We start from the raw sequence: 18244 nt of genomic DNA, 5'->3' as shown, positions 1-18244 counted from the left end.
GTCGCCAAAACAGCGAAACCGGATGTTCAAGCCGAGATCGATATGCAGGCAGCCTATGAACAGCATGGCACCGGGACAATCGGAGAGATTTATATCGAAGATCCCCGAATGACCTGTCGAAACGTCAATGTCTATTATGGGGAGAAGCAGGCGATATTCGATGTCAGCCTGGATATCGGCAAAAACCAGGTGATCTCCATGATTGGGCCGTCAGGTTGCGGCAAGTCCACTTTTCTGCGTTGTCTCAACCGCATGAACGACACCATCGACATCTGTCGCGTCACCGGTCAGATCAAAATGGATGAGCAGGATATCTACGACGACGGCCTGGACGTGGTGCCGCTGCGCGCCAGCGTCGGCATGGTGTTTCAGAAACCCAATCCTTTTCCGAAATCGATCTACGACAATATCGCCTACGGACCGCGTATCCATGGCCTTAATGACGATGTCAAACACCTGGATGAGATTGTCGAGAGTTCCCTCACCAGAGCCGGTCTGTGGGACGAGGTCAAAGACCGGCTCGACCAGCCGGGAACCGGCCTCTCGGGTGGGCAGCAGCAACGCCTCTGCATCGCGCGGGCGATTGCGGTAAGCCCTGAAGTGATACTGATGGATGAACCCTGTTCCGCACTCGATCCCATCGCCACCGCCAAGATCGAGGAGCTGATCGACGAACTGCGGGAAAACTACACCATCGCCATCGTCACCCACTCCATGCAGCAGGCCGCCCGGGTAAGTCAGCGCACGGCCTATTTCCATCTCGGCAAGCTGATCGAGGTGGGCGAAACGGATCAGATCTTTACCAATCCCCGTCATAAACTGACCGAAGACTATATTACCGGTCGCTTTGGTTAAGGATTAAACAGATGAACGAAATGACCAGCGGACACACTGTAAAGGCGTTCAACGACGAACTGGAGAGCATCAACGCACTCGTTGTCGAGTTGGGGGAGTTGGGACTGGATCAATTACGCCGGGCCGTACAGACACTCAAGGATGAGGATACCAAAGAGGCGGGTCTGGTGATCGACCGTGACCGGGAGCTGAATGCCATCGACGTCAAGGCCGACGAGGAGATCATCCGCCTGATCGCCAAGCGCCAACCGATGGCCAAGGATCTGCGCGATATCCTGACCGTACAGAAAATCATTACGGACCTGGAGCGGGTCGGGGACGAGGCGCGCAAGATCGCCAACCTGACCATTCACTTCTACGACAATGGCAAGCCGCCGCCGAGCAATGAAATCCTGACCGATATCTTCGATATGGCGGCCTTTGTCGACGAAATGCTGACGTTGAGTCTGCAGGCGTTCATCGAGGTCGACAGCCGGCTCGCGCTCAGCGTCATAGAGCAGGAAGAGAGGCTCTTCGACGAGTTCAGGGGGGCTTTGCGCAGGCTGTCGACCTTCCTCATGGAGGACTCGCGCAGCGTGGGTCATGTGGTTGATATCGTTCTGGCGATCCGGGCCCTGGAGCGGATCGGCGGTCATGCCAAGAATATCGGTGGTCACGTCATTTTTCTGATAACCGGCAAGGATGTCAGGCACGAAGATGTAAATGCTATCTACAGTGAATTAAAGAATACCACTTAGGTCGGCAGGTCGATGACCATCTGCCCGTTTGTTTTTATCGGACTCAATCAAATCCGCTATACCATACGGTAGTGGTTTTATGACCAGGTGCGAAAATTTCAGTACCGTTTGCAAATGGGTCTGCGTCAGGTTGCAGTGTTCTGCTTGATCGGTACCGGTGAGACCCGCCAGATCCGCTCACAATACTCTTTGATGGCCCGGTCAGAGGAGAACCAGCCGCAGCGGGCGGTATTCAGGATCGATGCACGGATCCATTTCGTCGGATCATTCCAGGTATCATCCACCTGCTGTTGGCACGCCCGGTAGGCTGAAAAGTCCTCGAGTACGAAAAAGTGGTCATGCTGCAACAGGTTGTCGATCAACGGTCTGAATCTTGTGCTATCCCCAGAAGAAAATAGACCGTCGGCGAGGGCATCGATGACGCTGCGTAATTGCTGGTCATTCAAATAACGCTCCCGTGGCCGGTAGTCGCCGGCTCGACGGTTTGCCACCTCCGATTCAGTGAGGCCGAATAGAAAAAAATTCTCCTTACCCACCCGTTGGCGAATCTCTATGTTGGCCCCATCCAGGGTCCCAATGGTCAAGGCGCCGTTGAGTGCGAATTTCATATTGCCCGTGCCCGAGGCCTCCATCCCCGCTGTCGAAATCTGTTGTGAAAGATCGGCGGCGGGATAGATCTTCTCAGCGCTGCTGACATTAAAATTGGGCAGGAAAGCGATACGCATCTTATCGCTGACATCCGGGTCAGAATTAACCGTATCGGCAACAGTGTGGATCAACTCGATAATAACTTTGGCGGTGTAGTATCCGGGTGCCGATTTACCGGCGAACAGTAATGTGCGTGCTGGAGCGTCAGTATGCAAACCGCGCTTCATTTCCAGATACCGGCAAATGATATGCAGGATATTCAGGTGTTGGCGTTTGTACTCATGGATGCGTTTGATCTGACAGTCAAACAGCGTTGCAGGGTCCACTTCGATACCCGAGGTCTTGAATATGGTCTGCGCAAGAGCTTGCTTATTGCCTAATTTAACCTCGCGCCAGGCGCCTTGAAAGCCGGGGTTATCGGCCCACTCCTCAAGTTCCTGCAAACGTTCCAAATCCCTGGTCCACGCATCACCGATGGTATCGTTTATCAGGCTGGTCAATGCTGGATTTGCCAGGATCATAAATCGCCGCGGTGTGACACCATTGGTGATATTGGTAAAACGTTCAGGATCCAGGGTGTGGAAATCCCTCAACACGCGATCCCGCAGCAGGCGGCTATGCAGATTCGCCACGCCATTTATATGCTGACTGGCGACAGTCGCCAGGTGGGCCATGCGTACATTACGACCATATCTTTCGTCGATAAGGGAGATTCGGGCGAGCAGCGCATCATCATCAGGTGAACGGGTTCTAACTTTTTCCAGGAGACGGCGGTTTATTTCGTAAATGATTTCGAGATGCCTGGGCAGAACCTCGCTGATGAGTTCCACCGGCCAGGTTTCAAGGGCCTCCGGGAGCAGAGTGTGGTTGGTATAGGAGACGGTTTTTCGCACCAGCCGCCATGCCTCATCCCACGCCATGTCGTGAACATCGATCAACAGGCGCATCAGTTCGACCACCGCGATTGCCGGATGGGTGTCATTGAGCTGAATGGCGAATTTCTCCGGCAGCAGATCCAGTGAGCCATTCTGTTGCAGCAGCAGACGCAGGATATCCTGAATGGTGCAGGCACAGAAAAAATACTCCTGTTCCAGGCGCAGGCGTTTCCCCTGCATCGGTTCGTCGTTGGGATAAAGCACCTTGCTGATCGTCTCTGAGGCGATCTTCTCCTCGACTGCGCGCTCGTAGTCACCCACATTGAAGGCGCCCAGGTTGAATGATTCGCAGGCCTGGGCATTCCACAGCCGTAACAGGTTGACTGTAGGCACCCGGTAACCAGGTATCGGTGTGTCATAGGCAACACCCTTGACATGGCGTTGCGGTTGCCAGCGAACGCGATAGCGACCGGACTCATCCGTGTAGTGCTTTGTGGTGCCGCCAAAGCCAACCTCGAAGTTGATCTCGGGTCTTGGGATCTCCCACGGATTTCCGCTACGCAGCCACATATCGGCAAGTTCCACCTGGCGGCCGTGCCGGATCACCTGTTCGAAGATACCGAATTCGTAACGGATGCCGTAACCGATGGCAGGGATCTGCAGGGTGGCCAGGGAATCGAGATAACATGCCGCCAACCTGCCCAGGCCGCCATTGCCGAGACCTGGCTCCGGTTCCTGTGCGGTGATGTCATCGAGATCCAGGCCAAGGCCTGCCATCGCATGGCGTATTTGGGGTTCGACGCCCAGGGAGAGTACCGCATTATGCAGGTGTGGTCCGGTCAGGTACTCTGCGGAGAGGTAGCATACACTGCGGCTGGCCTGTCGGTAGTATGTACTCGCGGTTTCTATCCAGTTGCTCAACAGACGGTCGCGTACGGTCCATGCCAGGGCCAGATAGAAGTCATTGTGCGATGCCACCTCCGGAAAGCGGGCCTGGACAAAATAGAGATTATCCAGAAACGAATGTCGGATGGAGTCGGCATCCGAAGCGATACGGTAATCGGAGATCTGTTTCTTCTTCATGAGGCGTATATTTATCCGGTGTTCCCTGATAAAAGCTTAGATACAAAACCAAACTAAGCCCAATAACAGCAAACGGAATTGTGTGGACATGCCCACTTAGGATATATACTTGGTAGACGGATAGACTGTTTTCGAATATGTCTCCGATCCGTACCGCTTTTGGTGGTTTCGCATTATCCAGGTAGGTATAGAAAAGGTTTTTTGATGGATCAATCACACATGCAGCACTTCTCTTTCTCTCTCGTCTATCCAATAGCACTTTGCCTGGTGCTGTTGGTGACAGGCTGTTCGGTCTCTTATTCAACAGACGTTGATTCCGAGCAAAAGATATCCGAGGAGAAGGGGAACTTTAACGGTGACCTGGATGTGCAGGATCAGTTCGGCCTTGCCTTGGCCAATATCGGTGACCTGGAGGTTGATGGGGTTATCGATCTTGCCGTGGGTGCGCCATTCGATGACGACGATGGGGAGAATAGGGGCGCAGTATGGATACTGTTCATGGACAGCGATGGAAAGGTCGATACCCATCAAAAGATCTCGGATGATTCGGGGGATTTCACCGGCGATCTGGATGACGGTGATCAGTTCGGTCGTGCCATCGCCCCCCTCGGCGATCTGAACGGAGATGGCTTTCTGGATATCGCCGTGGGCGCCCCGCTGGATGATGATGCCGGCACCGACAAGGGGGCAGTCTGGATCCTGTTTCTCAATGGTGATGGCACGGTCATTTCGGAGCAGAAGATCTCGCAAGATGAAGGCGAGTTCGAAGGGGATCTGGACGACAATGATCAGTTTGCCCACGCCCTGGCCAGTATCGGCGATCTGAATAACGATGGGGTCACCGATCTGGCGGTTGGCGTGCCTTACGATGATGATGGAGGAACCGACCGGGGTGCAGTCTGGATACTCTTTATGAACAGTGATGGTACGGTTCTATCGTCACAAAAGATATCCTCGGACGAGGGTAACCTCGACCGTGATCTGGATGATGAAGACCATTTCGGCACTGCCGTGACTGAGATTGGCGATCTTAACGGCGATGGCGTGACCGATCTCGCTGTAGGCGTGAGTGGCGATGATGATGGTGGCCCTGAGCGGGGTGCCGTGTGGATTCTGTTTCTGAATGCTGACGGAACGGTTGAATCCAAGAAGCGCATATCGCAAAACCGCGCATCATTCGACGGGCAGCTTAGTGACAACGACCGGTTTGGCGGTGCGCTTGCCAATTTCGGGGATATCAACAGTGACGGCACGGATGATCTGGTGGTAGGCGCGAAACAGAGTGATGATGGCGGTGCTGAACGGGGTGCCGTCTGGGTCCTGTTTTTGGAAGTCGATGGTGAGGTTATCTCATCTTCGAAGATTTCCGATACAGAGGGCGGTTTCGATGGAGATCTCGACAGCGGCGACCAATTCGGCGCAGCTGTTGCTCAATTGGGGGACCTGGATGGCGATGATATAAACGACTTAGTGGTTGGCGCCAGCCTCGACGATGATGGCGGTACGGACAAAGGCGCACTCTGGGTGCTCTTCATGGATGAAGTGGATACTGATCATGACAGGCAAGAGGGTGGAATATTCAATATGTCCCAGGACGATCTGGCCAATTTTCTTCACGATCCGGGGGGATAATTCGATCCATAGGGCCGGTTGGATCATTATTGACTGGCCCTGGACTCACAGCATCTCCTGCGGATCCACATCTATCGACCAACGTACTCTGCGTGCTTCGGACAACCGGGCGATCTCGGAAACCCATTTTGTCAGCCACTGATGCAGCGGCTGGCGATGTGTGGATTGGATCAGCAGATGGGCCCGGGTCTTACCGGCCTTGCGCGCCATGGGTGCGGGTACGGGACCCCAGAATTCAATGGAACCGTTGCCGTTCAGCGCCCTGCCGACCTTGATCGCCTGATTGAGAAAGTTCTCCGGGTCTGCGGCCTTGGCCGATTCGGCGCGCAGCAATACCTGGTGGGAGTAAGGCGGGAAGGCGGCCGCGCGACGCTCTTCGAGTGCCTCGTCGGCAAAGGCCTCATAACCATGCTTGGTCAGTAGCTGCATCAGGGGATGGTCAGGATGACGTGTCTGGATCAATACCCTGCCGGGGCGCTCTGCCCTGCCGGCTCTGCCCGCCACCTGCAATACCAGTTGCGCCATGCGCTCAGAGGCACGGAAGTCAGCGCCGAACAATCCTTGATCCACATCCAGTATGGCGACCAGTGTGACATCCGGGAAATGGTGGCCCTTGGCCAACATTTGGGTACCCAGGAGAAGTGGAAACTCGCCGGCTTTGATGCGGGACAGGATCTGTTCCAAGGCACCCTTGCGGCTGGTGGAGTCGCGGTCGATGCGTGCCAGGGGGGTGCCGGGGAAGTGTCTTTGCAGGGCCTCTTCCACACGCTCGGTTCCCTGTCCCAGCGGCCGCAGATCGGGACAGCCGCATTCCGGGCATTGGTTGGGTTCACGGCGCTGATGGCCGCAATGGTGGCACCATAGCAGCTGCAGTTGCCGGTGGTGCGTCATGCGTGCGTCGCAGCGGGGGCAATCGGTCAGCCAGCCGCACGCGTGGCAGGTGAGCATCGGCGCATAACCACGCCGGTTGAGGAACAGCAGAGCCTGTTCGTCGGCATCGAGGGTCTGTCGAAGTTGCTTGATCAATGCGGGTGAAAGCCCGCCATCGAGATGAACGTTGCGAATATCCAGCAGCATCAGCGGTGGTATCCGGGCATTGCCGACCCGTTGCGGCAGGCTCAATCGGGTATAGCGCCCCTCAGCCACATTACGCAGGGATTCCAGAGAGGGTGTCGCGGAGCCAAGTACGACCGGGCAGCCGCACTGCTGTCCACGCACCAGCGCCAGGTCTCTGGCGGAGTAGCGAAATCCCTCCTGCTGTTTGTAGGAGAGGTCGTGCTCCTCATCGACGATGATCAGACCCAGGTTGGGCATCGGTGTGAAAACCGCGGAACGGGTACCGATCAGGATCGGCCGCTGACCACGGCGTAACGTCTGCCACACCCTCTCCCGTTCACCATCGGCGAGGGCTGAGTGGAGTACCGCCACGCCTGCACCCATGCTTTTTTGGAAGCGCTGCAACAGTTGTGGTGTCAGACCGATCTCTGGTACCAGCAACAGAGCCTGTTGCCCCCTGCCGACGACGGTTTCGATCAGGCGCAGGTAGACTTCAGTCTTACCGCTCCCGGTTACGCCGTGGAGCAGAAAGGGTCTGAATCTTCCCAGCTGCCGGTATACCTGATCGACTGCCTCCCGCTGTTCGCTATTGAGATCGATGTCATTCGAATACGAAGTGACGGGTTGTGGCGACTCCGGGATTTGGCAGCGCTCAATCCAGCCCTTCTCAAGCAGTACTCGGACCACCGACTGGGAGATCTGCAAACGTTGCATCAGGATTGTGCGCTCCATCCCTTCAGGTGTTTGCGAAAGTGCCCGCATCAGTGCCAGTTGTTTTGGCGCCTGGCGTAAAGACTCAGGATTGACTGTGTTACCCAAGGTGGTGAGACGAACGCCATTTTGTCTGCTTCCTGATCGGCTGGAGTGTTTGCGCAATGTGACCGGTAGGGCGTGGAAGATCACATCCCCCAAGGGGTGTTGATAATAATTTGCGGCCCAGTGCAGCAGGCGAAGATCCGATGAGCCAAGCAGGGGTTGTGTATCGATCTGCCTCAACGCCCGCTTCAGCCGGTCCGGTGGAACATCGCTTTTGGCGTTTATCGCCATCAGGATGCCGATACGGCTACTGCGCCCGAAAGGAATTTGATAGCGACATCCGACAGCCGTATTGTGAGGTGGATTTTCAGGTGGCAGATAGTCGTACAACACCCTTAAAGGACCGGGTAACGCAATCTGTAATATAGGGTCTGAAGCCATGCCGGAGACTGTATCATGGGCGCAGATTCGAGGTCGGATTTAATCTGAATGGCAGTTGCGGGGAGCGGCGATAATTTTCCACAACATCTGTGGATAACTTTGTGTGTAATTTCAGAATATTCAACCAAAAGCCTTGTTATAACTGGATTCCTATTAATTTGACCAGTTTTTCACCATTTTTATTTATACCAATCGTTACAAGTATTTATAGTAAATTAGATTGTTCTAATTTGTTAATAAAGCGTTTTCACTTGATGCTGTATTGCAACACGAGAGGCAGTGTGTATAAACAAGGCTTTACGCGTCAGTAACCGCTTACGCAGAGACTCAACCCGCTGTCACGAGATGTTGGGTGAGGCTGTTGTATGAATACAACAACTCCATTCTGAAACAGGCTTGCCAAGACCTGGTTTTTTGCCTGTTTCCGCGGAGCTGAGAGAATGACGGATGTGGCACTGTCGGTAGTTGCGGAATAGAGGAATTGGGACCTATTGGATTCATGTCAACTGGCCCTGATACTCTGTTACAACAAGTTGAGGGGAGGGGGCACTGTCGTGACTCAATGGCAAATCATTGCGCAACATATCGCGCAGACAACAGCTAAGCCGTTCAATCCGTTGGAGCCGAGACATGTGGGTGGGGGATGCATCAATACCGGGGTACGCTTGATGGATGGTGAACGGACCTATTTCGTGAAGCTGAATCGTGCAGCCCTGCTGGATATGTTCGAGGCGGAGGCGGATGGACTGAGATCGATGGCGGAGACCAATACGATCAGGGTCCCGCAACCTCTCTGTTTTGGTTTGAGTGATAAACAATCCTATCTGGTCATGGAATATATCGAAATGGGGCATGCCGGCCGCAACGGCAGTGATCTGGCGGGGCATCAACTGGCGGCAATGCATCGCAACAGTCAGCCCGGCTATGGCTGGTTGCGGGATAATACCATCGGTTCGACACCGCAAGAGAATCAAACCTGTGACAACTGGATCGACTTTTGGCGCGACCGTCGACTTGGCTTTCAGCTGCGTCTTGCCGAAAGGAACGGTTACGGTGGTAGCCTGCAACGCAAGGGTGAACGACTTATGGACCACTTCCATGTGCTCATCGATCATCAGCCGCAACCGTCGCTGCTGCATGGGGATCTATGGGGAGGAAACATGGCCTACACAAGCGAGGGCGATCCTGTCATCTTCGATCCGGCCGTCTACTATGGAGACCGGGAGGCGGATCTGGCCATGACCGAACTTTTCGGCGGCTTCGGCAACCGATTCTATGATGCCTACCGGGAGGCATGGCCGCTTGCCGCCGGCTACTCGACCCGTAAGATCCTCTATAACCTCTACCATATTCTGAACCACCTCAACCTTTTCGGTAGTGGCTATCTGGGGCAGGCATCGTCGATGATCGATCGGTTGTTGGCGGAGGTTTAGGCCGATAGCCGGAGGCTTTCGAGTGCCTCGATCAGTTGTTGATTCTGTGTTGGAGTTCCGATGGTGATGCGCAGATGGCCGTCGATTCTCGGTTGCCGGAAATGACGGACGATGACCCCTTGCTCACGCAGTTTCGCAGCGATCACCGACGCATCCCGCAATGGGTGATGGACAAATACGAAATTGGCGGCAGAGGGAAGTAACTGAAATCCCAAGGTTCTCAGTTTGCTGCTTAGAAGTTCTCTGGATTCGATGATCCGGCGGCATACCTTTCTGAAATAATCCTCATCGTTGAAGGAGGCGGTTGCCGCAGCCGCGGCAACGCGATCGATGGGGTAGGAGTTGAAACTGTCCTTTACCCTGACAAGCGCCTCGATCAATTCTGAACTGCCCATTGCCAGTCCGATGCGCAGGCCGGCCAGGGCGCGGGATTTGGAGAGTGTCTGTGTCACCAGCAGATTGGGATAACGGTTCACCAGTGCCACCGCACTTTCTCCACCAAAGTCGATATAGGCCTCATCGATCACCACCACGGAATCCCGGTTGCGTTCGAGTAGCCGCTCGATCCGCTGCAGTGACAACAGACAGCCGGTGGGCGCATTCGGGTTGGGAAAAACGATGCCGCCGTTGGCTTGAATATAGGGTTCGAGATCGAGCTTGAACGCATTATCGAGGGGAATCGTCTGGTACTCGATGCCGTACAATCGGCAATAGACCGGATAGAAGCTGTAGGTGATGTCGGGAAACAGCAGCGGCCGGGATTGCTGAAAGAAGGCAAAGAAGGCATGGGCAAGCACCTCGTCCGAGCCGTTACCTACAAAGACCTGTTCCGCAGTCAAGCCGTAGTAGTCGGCCACCGTTTCCCGTAAGCCGGTGGAGCTGGGGTCGGGATAGAGTCGCAACCCATCGCCGACAACATTATTGATGGCCTCAATCACCTGTGGCGACGGCCCATAGGGATTTTCGTTAGTGTTGAGTTTGATCAGGTTGTCGATGCGCGGCTGTTCACCCGGGACATAGGGTGAGAGTTGATCGACAATGGGGCTCCAGTAGCGGCTCATCGTTAGAAAATCCTGATTTTTTCATACCTTCACGGAAACAGTCTACCAATCAATATGAGTGGTGGGCAGCGATATGGAACCCGCCTAATCCTGCGTTTGCTTAAACCGATACTCTGCAGAACGGGCGTGGGCAGTGAGCCCTTCACCCCTGGCCATGACGGATGATGTCCTGGCCAGATTATCGGCGCCCTCGGCAGATGCCATGATCAAGCTGGAGCGCTTTTGAAAATCATACACCCCCAGGGGGGATGAGAAGCGTGCGGTGCGCGAGGTCGGCAAGACGTGGTTAGGACCTGCGCAGTAGTCGCCCATCGCCTCTGCGGTATATCTGCCCATGAAAACGGCGCCCGCATGGCGTATCTGTTTAACCAGTGCCTGGGGATCGGCCACCGATAGTTCGAGATGCTCCGGTGCGATGTGATTGGCCACCTCGACCGCTTCTTCCATATCCTTGACGTGAATCAACGCTCCGCGGATTTGTAACGCGGTGGCGATGATCTCCTGTCGCTCCATGGTCGGCAGCAATTTGTCGATGCTGTCACTTACCTGTTGAAGAAAGGCTGTATCGGGGGAGAGCAGTATCGATTGGGCATCTTCGTCATGCTCCGCCTGGGAGAACAGATCCATGGCGATCCAGTCCGGATCGGTATCGCCGTCACAGATGATCAGGATCTCCGATGGACCCGCCACCATATCGATGCCCACCTGTCCGAACACCGCCCGTTTGGCGGTGGCGACATAGATGTTTCCCGGGCCGACGATCTTGTCCACTGGTGGGACGCTCTCGGTGCCGTAGGCAAGGGCTGCCACCGCCTGTGCGCCGCCAATGGCGAATACCCGGTCGACGCCGGAGACATGGGCAGCTGCCAGCACCAGCTCATTGAGTTCACCGTCGGGGGTCGGCACAACCATGATCAGTTCAGCCACACCGGCGACCTTGGCGGGGATGGCATTCATCAATACCGACGAGGGATAGGCGGCCTTGCCGCCCGGTACATACAGGCCCACTCTATCCAGAGGGGTTACCTGCTGACCCAGCAGGGTGCCGTCTGGTTCAGTGTAGGACCAGGAGTCCATAATCTGATGTTCGGCATAGGCACGGACCCGGTTGGCGGAGAGTTCCAGTGCCTCGCGCTGTACCGCCGGTATAGTATTCCAGGCCTGTTGCAGGCGATCCAACGTAATTTCCAGATCGCCAGGCTGTGTTGCCTGCCAGCGGTCGAAGCGGTTGGTGAACGCCACCAGGGCAGCGTCACCCTTACTGCGAATCGCCTGAATGATCTCATTTACGGTGTCGTTCACCGCGGTGTCGGAGACCGACTCCCAGGCAAGCAGTGCATCGAGTTGTTGCCGGAAATCAGTGTCGCTGGTCGATAGTTTGCGTATTTCGCTCATAATGGCTTCTACTGACTATTCAGGTTGAAGGTTGCGATACCGCATCCCGAAAGGCATCGATCAGTTGCATGACCAGGCCGTGTTTCATCTTCCAAGACGCCTTATTGACCACCAGCCTGGAGCTGATGTCGGCAATATGTTCGAGCGGCACCAGTCCGTTGGCCTTGAGGGTATTGCCGCTCTCCACCAGATCGACGATCAGATCGGACAGGCCGACGATCGGTGCAAGCTCCATGGAGCCGTAGAGCTTGATAATCTCAACCTGTTCCCCTTTGGTGGCGAAATAGCGCTGCGCACTCTTTACGTATTTGGTGGCGATCCGCAACCGTCCGTTGTTTTGTTTCCTGTCGGGGTAACCGGCTGTCATCATCCGGCATTGTGCGATCTTCAGATCCAGTGGCTCATACAGGCCATCACCCCCATGCTCCAGTAACACGTCCTTTCCGGCGATACCCAGGTCAGCGGCGCCATATTCAACATAGGTGGGAACGTCCGTTGCCCGGATGATGACCAGTTTCACCTGCTCATGATTGGTGTCAAGAATCAACTTGCGACTGGTATCAGGATCATCTGCGGGTTCGATACCGGCATGGGCCAGCAAGGGCAGACTCTGGTTGAAAATGCGCCCCTTGGAGAGCGCGATGGTAATGGGTGCGTCAAATATCATGGCTCGGTTACGCTTCGCACGGTTTCGGAGGTGGAAGGATATATGAAGTGGCGGCCAGCGGCCAGCAGTGTACCGGACACCGGGGTCTGGCTGGTAGCTGGCGGCTGACCGCTGGCAGCTGTTAGCTGGGAAGGCGTCTGATTTCACCGCCTAGGCCGGCCAGCTTCTCCTCGATATTCTGGTAGCCGCGATCAATGTGGTAGATACGATCTACCAGGGTTTCACCCTCTGCCACCAATCCTGCCAGCACCAGACTGGCCGAGGCGCGCAGATCGGTGGCCATCACCGGTGCGCCTGTCAGGTTGTTGGCGCCGGTACAGATCGCAGTGTTTCCCTCGAGTTTGATCTGCGCCCCCATGCGCTGAAGTTCTTGGACATGCATGAAACGGTTTTCAAAGATGGTTTCGGTGACGATACCGACGCCTTCAGCGACTGAATTCAATGCTGTGAACTGTGCCTGCATGTCGGTGGGAAAAGCCGGATAGGGTGCCGTGTAGACATCCACTGCCATCGGTCGTCTGCCTTTCATGTCAAGGCTGATCCAATCCTCACCGATTTCGATTTCAGCCCCGGCCTCACGCAATTTCTGCAACACAGAGTCGACCAGCTCCGAGCGGGTGTCTCGTACCTTGATGTTGCCCTGAGTAATGGCCGCAGCCACCAGAAAGGTTCCGGTTTCGATCCGGTCGGGAAGCACGTTATATTCGGTTCCCTTCAGACTCTCCACCCCCTCGATACAGATATTCGGAGAACCTGCCCCTGAGATTTTGGCGCCCATCTTGTTGAGGCACTCCGCCAGGTCCACCACCTCCGGTTCACGAGCGGCATTTTCAATCAGACTGGTACCTTCAGCGAGGGCCGCGGCCATCATCAGGTTTTCCGTACCCGTCACAGTGACCATATCCATCACGATCCTGGCGCCATGCAGGCGTTTACAGCGGGAGCGAATGTAACCGTTTTCCACTTCGATATCGGCACCCATGGCGCGCAATCCCTCGATATGCAGGTTGACCGGGCGGGAACCGATGGCACAACCGCCGGGAAGGGAGACATCAGCGTGTCCGAAACGGGCCAACAGGGGGCCGAGCACCAGGATGGAGGCGCGCATGGTCTTGACTAATTCATAGGGGGCGCTGAATTTGTTGATGGTGTTGGAATCGACCTCGATTCCCATTTTCTCATCCACCATCAAAGAGGCGCCCATACCGCCAAGCAACTCCATGGTGGTAGTGATATCGTGCAGATGAGGCACATTGCCCACACGCATGGGACCGTCTGACAGCAGGGTGGCGGCCAAAATCGGCAAAGCGGCGTTCTTGGCGCCGGCGATACGTACTTCACCTGACAGAGGGGTGCCCCCCCGAATAATCAGTTTATCCATGGTGTTCCTGATTCACCGCTGTAGCGATATTGTTGGATCTCAGTGTTAATAGGCCCTAACAAGCCCTAGAACAGAAAAAAGACGAAGAATGATAACGAAATCTGGAGTAAACCGCGACTTTACCACTATTCAAGCTTCTTCCGGCAACTGAAATGTCGCCAGCTGCCGATCGGGGTTTAATGCCTGCCTATGGTCTGATCGATGTAGTTTTTGATCGCGGCCTGGCCTGTGTCATCAATACCGGTAAATTCCATACGACTCAACCAGTTGCCATCGTGCTTTTCACAGTCCAGGATCTTGGCGTAGATGTGGCTGCTCTGTTCACTCATCAATGAGGTATAGAGAGTGATCTGGATATCGGAGAGGATCTCGAGCTCAACCGGCAGATTGGCCTGTAGGCCATTGTAACTGAGATCGACGGCACGGCCGGAGTAGCTCTTATCCGACACGACCTTATTTTGCAGGGTGTGGAATGCAATCGGAAAATCGACTTCAATACGTGGACTGCGGCGCGACTCTACCCGGGGTACTTCCATGTGGCGGGGCCGGTGGGTTGACAGTAGTTCGTAGAGTGAAACCGGCACCTGCTTGCCCTTCACCATGACATGATTCGGGGGGGATGTCTCAATGTACGCCTGGGCCATTTCCCTGACCCGCTCACTTAACAGAATCTGCCCGCGCAGGCTGTAGGCCTCAATGCGTGAGGCAAGATTGACTTCGTCTCCTATGACAGTGTATTCGTGGTGGAGTTCAGAACCCAGATGTCCGGCTACCACCTCGCCGGTATTGATGCCGATACCCATGAATAGTCTTGGATATCCATGCTTGTTATTCTCTGAATTGATTTCCAGCATCGCCCGTTGCATCTCAACTGCGCAGGCGATTGCCCTTTCCAGGTCGTCCTCTTTGCGCTCGGTCAGACCAAACAGCGCCATGATTGAATCGCCCATGAATTTATCGATACTACCGCCAAAACTGAAGATGATTTCGCACATCCGGGAGAAGTAGAGGTTCAGGACTTTGATAACCGTTTCCGGTGGATAGCGTTCGGCGATGGCGGTGAAGCCGCGCAAGTCCGATAACAGGATCGTAACCTGTTTGTATTGTGGCCTGTTGCCGTCCGCAGGGGTTTCGTCCAGGGATTTCATCAAGGCCTGGTGCAAGTGGATTCTTTCAGTCGGCGATAATTTACTGTCAAGTGTCTTGCCGACGGTATCGATGATCCTTTCGATCTCTTCGGCGTGTTTCATGGTGTGTGCTCCTGTTGATACAGCTTTCAGTATAGGTCAGGTCGCCGATGGTAGAAGCGATATCAATTATCCTCCCCTATTTGAGTTTGGGACGCTCCCCGGAAATGGTCTCCAATTCGATTTGCTCGTTTCCACGCCAGCCTCCGATGGTCAGATGCGTTCCGGGGGGTTGACTGGCGATGAGTTGTACCAGCTGTTGAGAATTATCGATCTCGGTCTCATTGATGCGGGTGATGACATCGCCTGGCCGTAATCCCGCTTTACTTGCCGGGCCTTCTTCCATGACGCCGGTCACCAGTATTCCCTCGGCATTGCGCAGGCTGAATGCCTCCGCCAGTTTTTCCGATACATCCTGACCCTGTATTCCCAGCCATCCCCTGACTACGTGTCCAGTCGTAATCAGTTGCTGCATGATACCTTCGGCGAGATCGAAGGGTATGGCAAAACCGATGCCGTGCGAACCGCCTGTTTTGGAGAAGATCGCGGTATTGATGCCGATCAGCTCTCCGCGGGCATTCACCAGGGCGCCGCCTGAGTTGCCCGGGTTGATGGCCGCATCGGTCTGGATGAAGTTTTCAAAGGTATTGATACCGAGATGGGAGCGGCCGGTGGCGCTGATGATACCCATGGTGACAGTCTGACCGACACCGAATGGATTTCCGATAGCGAGCACGACATCCCCAACCTGTTGTGAATCCGTTTGGTTGATCTGAATCGCCTGTAACGGGGTGTCTGTATCGATCTTCAATACAGCCACATCCGATTCGGCATCACTGCCGACGATGCTGACGCTGACGCTCTTGCCGTTGGCCAGAACAACCTTGATTTCATCCGCTCCCTCGATGACATGGTGATTGGTCAATAAATAACCATCCTCCGAGACGATCACACCCGAGCCGAGGCTGGTATCGAGGCGTTGGCGCGTCTTTTCCGGCAGCATATTGCCGAAAAGATGCTGCAGCAATGGGTCCCGGAAGCGCAGAGACTGGGATTCCGTGGTGATCTTGGCGGTGAAGATATTAACCACGGATGGCGCTGCCCGCGTCACGGCCTCAGCATAAGAAAAGGGGCCGCGTTGCCGCGGTGTTTCAATTGCCGGTACCGATATTTCGGGTTGCTTAATCGCAGCCGTCTTCTCCACCTGCTCCGGGAGCAGATAGAGGGTTACGAAGGCCCCCGCCAGTCCGGCAGTCAAGGCGGTAAGAAGCAGTGAAAGAAGTTTTTGTATACGCATCGAATTCGAGTCAATCAGTCTGGTGTTTCATGGTGTTTGCGGACAGCGGCCAGCCTGTGCTGCAATGCCTGGCATGGGCGTTCCATCTCCGGGGTGTCGCATCCTGCCAGGAAATACCACTGGAACGCTGAACCCGTTATGATCATGTTGACGCTTACTGCAACCGATATCTGTTTTTTGGCAAACATACCATGATTGATCTTCTGTCGCTCGAATCCTACTGTAATGAACTGTTGAAGGTGGATGAATTTAATGACTACTGCCCCAACGGTCTGCAGGTAGAGGCTGGGCAACAGGTGGAAAAACTGATGCTGGGGGTCACTGCCTGTCAGGCGCTGATCGAAGCGGCTGAGGATTGGGAGGCGGATGCCCTGTTGGTGCATCATGGTTATTTCTGGAGGGGGGAGGGATTACCGTTGCGTGGTTTGAAAGCCAAGCGGGTGGGCGCCCTGTTCAGACAGCGGACCGCGCTGCTGGCCTATCACCTGCCTTTGGATGCCCATGCCGAATATGGCAATAACAGACAGTTGGGTGAGAGACTGGGCCTGATTCCCGCGGAACCACTCTCGGATGGTTCCCTGATTTGGCACACCACACTCTCGGATCCTGTTTCGGCAAAAGCCCTTGCACTTCGCATCGGTGATCGTCTCGATAGAATACCGACACATATAGCGCCCGATGATAAACCCCTTTCACGTATCGGCTGGTGCACCGGCGCCGCACAGGGATCTGTCGAACAGGCCGCTGAGCAAGGGCTGGATGCCTATATTTCCGGGGAGATCTCGGAACAGACCGTCCATCTCGCCAGAGAGCTGGGTATTCACTATTATGCAGCCGGACATCATGCCACCGAACGTTATGGCGTTCAGGCCCTCGGAAGGCATTTGGCTGAAAGGTTTTCCCTCGAGCATCGGTTTGTAGACGTGGAAAATCCCGTCTGATTGTCACTCGACAGTAACCTTGGCTTAACCATTGTGCTTTGAAGATGAATCCATCTTGACCTGCAAAGCCGCTTGATGGAAAATGCTCGGTTAATTTTTATGGTTTATTAACTATATTCTAATGTCCTGAATATGGGGCTGCGCACGGACCGTTTAGGCCCCGATCCAGCTCGTTTCAGTATCTGTGGAGTCTATCTATGAGCGCAGATGGCGTTGATTTGAAGAAGCGGCGTACCCTAACGCTTGCTACCAGTGCGGTTGGGGCAGTTGGCACCGGTTTTGTGATCTATCCATTCCTGGCGGCCTGGGCCCCCAGCGAAAAAGCCAAAGCGGCTGGTGCGCCTGTGGAGGCGGATATCGGCAAGCTCGAGCCTGGACAGCTGATGCGTGTCAAATGGCGGGGTAAGCCGGTATGGATCGTACACCGTACCGAGCAGAATCTGCAGGATCTCAGCGGATTGGATAGCATTCTGGAAGATCCCGCTTCGGATGATACCGGGCAACAACCGGATTACTGTAAAAATCCCGAACGCGCCATCAAAGGCGAATATCTGGTAGCCGTCGGTATCTGCACCCATCTGGGTTGCTCGCCCACCTACCGACCGGAAATTGCCCCGGAAGACCTGGGTCCTGAATGGAAGGGCGGTTTCTTCTGCCCCTGCCACGGTTCAAAATTCGACCTGGCCGGCCGGGTATATGCTGGCGTTCCTGCACCAAAGAACTTAGAAATCCCCCCCTATCAGTATCTCTCTGATTCAAGAATTCTGATCGGTGCCGATGGAGGAGCAGCCTGATGAGC

The 18244-nt window shown here is 54.9% G+C and carries 14 protein-coding genes; 6 read left to right on the top strand and 8 right to left on the bottom strand.

Going from position 1 to position 18244, the window contains the following annotated elements; genetic code table 11:
- The first annotated feature begins 42 nt into the window (after window positions 1-42).
- Both pstB and phoU read left to right on the top strand, forming a co-directional pair.
- The gene (gene pstB, locus AB8516_RS11970; protein WP_369163273.1) at window positions 43-855 is read left to right on the top strand and encodes a phosphate ABC transporter ATP-binding protein PstB; all 813 of its coding nucleotides are present in this window, start codon (window positions 43-45) and stop codon (window positions 853-855) included.
- Between the two features lie 11 nt (window positions 856-866).
- Entirely contained in the window at window positions 867-1592 is a 726-nt protein-coding gene (gene phoU / locus AB8516_RS11965; protein ID WP_369160888.1) for a phosphate signaling complex protein PhoU, read from the top strand.
- Window positions 1593-1717: 125 nt separating this feature from the next.
- On the opposite strand, the gene AB8516_RS11960 is transcribed toward phoU, so the two are convergent.
- Complete coding sequence (locus tag AB8516_RS11960) at window positions 1718-4198, bottom strand: glycogen/starch/alpha-glucan phosphorylase (RefSeq protein WP_369160886.1); 2481 nt, start codon at window positions 4196-4198, stop codon at window positions 1718-1720.
- A 204-nt stretch (window positions 4199-4402) separates the two neighbouring features.
- On the opposite strand from AB8516_RS11960, the gene AB8516_RS11955 reads away from it, so the two are divergent.
- Window positions 4403-5830: an integrin alpha gene (locus AB8516_RS11955; protein WP_369160884.1), complete on the top strand. Its 1428-nt coding sequence runs from the start codon at window positions 4403-4405 to the stop codon at window positions 5828-5830.
- Window positions 5831-5875: 45 nt separating this feature from the next.
- On the opposite strand, the gene AB8516_RS11950 is transcribed toward AB8516_RS11955, so the two are convergent.
- Entirely contained in the window at window positions 5876-8083 is a 2208-nt protein-coding gene (locus AB8516_RS11950) for a primosomal protein N' (protein ID WP_369160882.1), read from the bottom strand.
- 554 nt (window positions 8084-8637) lie between these two features.
- Here AB8516_RS11950 and AB8516_RS11945 point away from each other — a divergent pair.
- A complete protein-coding gene (locus AB8516_RS11945) occupies window positions 8638-9516 on the top strand; it encodes a fructosamine kinase family protein (protein ID WP_369160880.1) in 879 nt (292 codons plus the stop codon).
- Here AB8516_RS11945 and hisC read toward each other — a convergent pair.
- From hisC to AB8516_RS11915, 6 genes are all read right to left on the bottom strand, one after another.
- The gene (hisC, locus tag AB8516_RS11940; protein ID WP_369160878.1) at window positions 9513-10577 is read right to left on the bottom strand and encodes a histidinol-phosphate transaminase; all 1065 of its coding nucleotides are present in this window, start codon (window positions 10575-10577) and stop codon (window positions 9513-9515) included. The two genes, AB8516_RS11945 and hisC, sit on opposite strands and share 4 nt — an antisense overlap.
- 84 nt (window positions 10578-10661) lie before the next feature.
- Window positions 10662-11972 carry a histidinol dehydrogenase gene (gene hisD, locus AB8516_RS11935; RefSeq protein WP_369160876.1) on the bottom strand — a complete coding sequence of 437 codons (1311 nt, stop codon included), beginning with the start codon at window positions 11970-11972 and terminating at the stop codon, window positions 10662-10664.
- A gap of 19 nt (window positions 11973-11991) precedes the next feature.
- Window positions 11992-12639, bottom strand: coding sequence for an ATP phosphoribosyltransferase (gene hisG, locus AB8516_RS11930; protein ID WP_369160874.1), 648 nt, complete (start codon window positions 12637-12639; stop codon window positions 11992-11994).
- Between the two features lie 121 nt (window positions 12640-12760).
- Window positions 12761-14020: a UDP-N-acetylglucosamine 1-carboxyvinyltransferase gene (murA, locus tag AB8516_RS11925; RefSeq protein WP_369160872.1), complete on the bottom strand. Its 1260-nt coding sequence runs from the start codon at window positions 14018-14020 to the stop codon at window positions 12761-12763.
- Between the two features lie 176 nt (window positions 14021-14196).
- Window positions 14197-15270, bottom strand: a complete 1074-nt coding sequence (locus AB8516_RS11920) for an adenylate/guanylate cyclase domain-containing protein (protein ID WP_369160870.1) — start codon at window positions 15268-15270, stop codon at window positions 14197-14199.
- 76 nt (window positions 15271-15346) lie between these two features.
- Window positions 15347-16504, bottom strand: a complete 1158-nt coding sequence (locus AB8516_RS11915; protein ID WP_369160868.1) for a trypsin-like peptidase domain-containing protein — start codon at window positions 16502-16504, stop codon at window positions 15347-15349.
- Between the two features lie 191 nt (window positions 16505-16695).
- Here AB8516_RS11915 and AB8516_RS11910 point away from each other — a divergent pair, with 191 nt between their 5' ends.
- Both AB8516_RS11910 and petA read left to right on the top strand, forming a co-directional pair.
- A complete protein-coding gene (locus AB8516_RS11910; RefSeq protein WP_369160866.1) occupies window positions 16696-17445 on the top strand; it encodes a Nif3-like dinuclear metal center hexameric protein in 750 nt (249 codons plus the stop codon).
- 197 nt (window positions 17446-17642) lie between these two features.
- A complete protein-coding gene (petA, locus tag AB8516_RS11905; protein WP_369160864.1) occupies window positions 17643-18239 on the top strand; it encodes a ubiquinol-cytochrome c reductase iron-sulfur subunit in 597 nt (198 codons plus the stop codon).
- Window positions 18240-18244 lie beyond the last annotated feature (5 nt).

The organism is Candidatus Thiodiazotropha sp. LNASS1 (assembly GCF_964212655.1).
Lineage (GTDB): Bacteria > Pseudomonadota > Gammaproteobacteria > Chromatiales > Chromatiaceae > Thiodiazotropha.
Note: the sequence above shows the minus strand (reverse complement) of the source record. Positions and strands in the feature narration are given on the sequence as shown.